Source organism: Legionella santicrucis (genome assembly GCF_001468135.1).
In the GTDB taxonomy this organism is placed as follows: domain Bacteria; phylum Pseudomonadota; class Gammaproteobacteria; order Legionellales; family Legionellaceae; genus Legionella; species Legionella santicrucis.
The window spans coordinates 1-2,488 of record NZ_LNYU01000065.1 but is presented as its reverse complement, the minus strand read 5'-3'; the positions used below and the strand labels follow the sequence as shown (position 1 = coordinate 2,488).

Below are 2,488 nucleotides of genomic sequence, written 5' to 3'. Positions count from 1 at the left end.
GAAAACACACAAATTCAAGCCTATTTTGCTGCTATGGCTTTAAATATCAAGAGATTGATATTTTTTATTCTTTACGAAATAGCACTAATTTTGATCCAACTTTGATCATATTTTTCAACAGGCCGCACCATTTTATTTACTCTTATATCTTATAGTATATTACAAAAGTGGAAATATATAATACGTTGTATTATAATACTATGTATTACTATCGAGCTTCTGTGATATGAAACATATAAAAATTAAAAAATTTTCCAATGAAGCAATTAAAGCTAATCTTACAGATAGTCTTTTAGTTGAAACACTAACTAGCTTTATAAAGTTAAATAGAGATGAGCAATTAAAATATTCTTTAGGCGCAGGTCTTTATAAATTAAGAATTGCAACTAAAGAAGGGAAGGGCAAACGTGGTGGCTCTAGAAGTATTATGGCTTTTAAGAATGATAAGGGAATTTTCTGGCTTCACTTATTCTCTAAAAATGATAAAGGAAACGTGTCAACTTCGGAGCTTAAAAAGCTAAAGCAATTAGCTGATATCATGTTCGATTTAACTGATGAGCAGATTATTAAATTAATTAATCTTGGCGAACTTTTAGAGGTGAAGATAAATGTCTAATATTCAAGATACTATTAATGACCTAGCACAAGGTCTATATAAAGCAGAAATTATTGATAAAAAAACATTAAGGAACTTAATTGATGATGATTTACCCGTATTGCATGAGTTTACTGGAGAAGAAATTCAGCAGTTACGAAAAAAGCAAAGTTTAAGTCAGTCAGTATTTGCAAAGTATCTTAATGTCAGTCCGGCAATGATTCGAGGCTTAGAGCAAGGGAAACGACGTGCTCACGGAGCAATCCTGAAATTACTGAATATAGTAGAGCGTCACGGGATAAATGGCCTAATGTAATATTTTGCATCGGTCAAAATTTCTATTTTCCTGCTGAAGATAAGGGAATGGTTATGCAAATAGACGAGTATATGGGATATGAATATAATCCTAAAACCTTTATCGATGAACTTATATTCTATGATCAAATTCATGATGAATATTTCAAAAGCATTGAGGAGCTGATTGAAAGAGAGGGTAGTAATTTTACCTCTGAAATGCATCTTCCTGACAATTGGAAGTCAAACCCCGAGAGCGAACCTATAGAAATAACGAGATATAGGCAATTTTTTGACTTTGAGAGTGGAGAGATTGATTTTTTTAAAAAAAAATTTCCATCTCTGTTAAGAGGCGCATCAATAATTACGGTATATTCAATTTTTGAATATAATTTAAAAATTATTAGCGATGAATTTTTTCGCCTCGCTAAATTGAATTTATCTTTTAACGACCTACAAGGGCATAATGCCTTAGAACGGTTTCAAAGGGTCTTTCGAATACTCAATAATTCATTATCTTACGATAATAAGCGCTATGAATTAAATGCAAAAATATTTTGTAATCAAAACTGTAGGGATATTAAGCAAATACAGAAGATTAGGAATTGTTTTGCTCATAGTAATGGTATTCTTGGGAATGAAAAAACGCAGGATATGAAGAATACAATTGCATCTATTCAAAATAATTCGGCAAGTTATTTTAAAATCAAAGATAATTTAATTTTAATAGAAAATGGAGCAATTCATTTTATATCTCAATTGATGCGTAATTTTATTAAAGAAATACTTAAATAATCGAATGGTCTATGTTTGTTTTGGTAAAGGAATAATAAACATAGCCTATCTGGCCATGAGCTTGTGTTTTCACATTAAAACCTTCAATATAACAGAAGCAGCTGAGTTTCTCGGTGCTCATAAGGAAACAGTCCGACGGTTAGCCGCTAAAGGCCAATTACCAGGAGTAAAAATTGGTCGAAGCTGGCGTTTTATTGAAAATGATCTTGTGATCTACATGCGGTCAAAGTATGCTCATGCCGTTACATCGCAAGGCGCTGCTGTGGATAGGAGTAAAAGTCAATGGCGCTTTACAAAAGAAAGAACATTTGGTGGATTAGTATCTCCCAAAATGGACAAAGAATACAGCGAAGTACTGGGACTACCAGTAAAATAGCTGCACAAGAATACCATGATAAATTCAAGGCTGAATTGTGGTCTCAGATAAAATTAGAGAGTAAATGTATTTATTCTTGGCAGGATGCTGTTGTTAGATGGTTAAAGGAAAATGAGCACAAACGAAGTTTAAAAGATGACATCATGCATTTACGTTGGGTAGATCCTTATCTTAGAGGATTTCAGTTGCATGAAATTACTCGCGATATACTTGAGGAAGTAGCTATCAAGAAGGAGGATACAGGAGTAACGCCAACCACAATTAACCGTATGCTCGAAGTAGTTCGAGCTATATTGCGTAAAGCTCATATGGAATGGGAGTGGCTTGATAAAGTTCCAGTAGGTAATAGGTCACTGGTGATTAGCAAAAACCAAAGATTTTTTCCCGGAGAAATGATCCATCAAAATCTGCGAGCAAACATCAAAGGC

Annotated in this window: 4 protein-coding genes and 1 pseudogene; all 5 read left to right on the top strand. The window is 33.4% G+C overall.

The window, feature by feature from the left end; translation table 11 throughout:
* Positions 1-226: 226 nt before the first annotated feature.
* Entirely contained in the window at positions 227-616 is a 390-nt protein-coding gene (locus Lsan_RS12510; RefSeq protein ID WP_058514569.1) for a type II toxin-antitoxin system RelE/ParE family toxin, read from the top strand.
* Entirely contained in the window at positions 609-911 is a 303-nt protein-coding gene (locus Lsan_RS12505; protein WP_058514568.1) for a helix-turn-helix domain-containing protein, read from the top strand. The genes Lsan_RS12510 and Lsan_RS12505 overlap by 8 nt, the downstream gene beginning before the upstream one ends.
* 53 nt (positions 912-964) lie before the next feature.
* A complete protein-coding gene (locus Lsan_RS12500) occupies positions 965-1,684 on the top strand; it encodes a hypothetical protein (protein ID WP_058514567.1) in 720 nt (239 codons plus the stop codon).
* A 4-nt stretch (positions 1,685-1,688) separates the two neighbouring features.
* On the top strand, positions 1,689-2,060 hold the full coding sequence (locus tag Lsan_RS21625) for a helix-turn-helix domain-containing protein (RefSeq protein WP_237762124.1): 372 nt from the start codon (positions 1,689-1,691) through the stop codon (positions 2,058-2,060).
* Positions 1,967-2,488, top strand: a pseudogene (locus tag Lsan_RS12495) (site-specific integrase); the annotation flags it as partial. The gene Lsan_RS21625 and the pseudogene Lsan_RS12495, both read left to right, overlap by 94 nt.

What these genes read in the sequence shown, in the direction of transcription:
- Lsan_RS12510 (WP_058514569.1), top strand. Translation starts at nt 227, where the DNA reads ATGAAACATATAAAAATTAAAAAATTTTCCAATGAAGCAATTAAAGCT.
- Lsan_RS12505 (WP_058514568.1), top strand. Translation starts at nt 609, where the DNA reads ATGTCTAATATTCAAGATACTATTAATGACCTAGCACAAGGTCTATAT.
- Lsan_RS12500 (WP_058514567.1), top strand. Translation starts at nt 965, where the DNA reads ATGCAAATAGACGAGTATATGGGATATGAATATAATCCTAAAACCTTT.
- Lsan_RS21625 (WP_237762124.1), top strand. Translation starts at nt 1,689, where the DNA reads ATGGTCTATGTTTGTTTTGGTAAAGGAATAATAAACATAGCCTATCTG.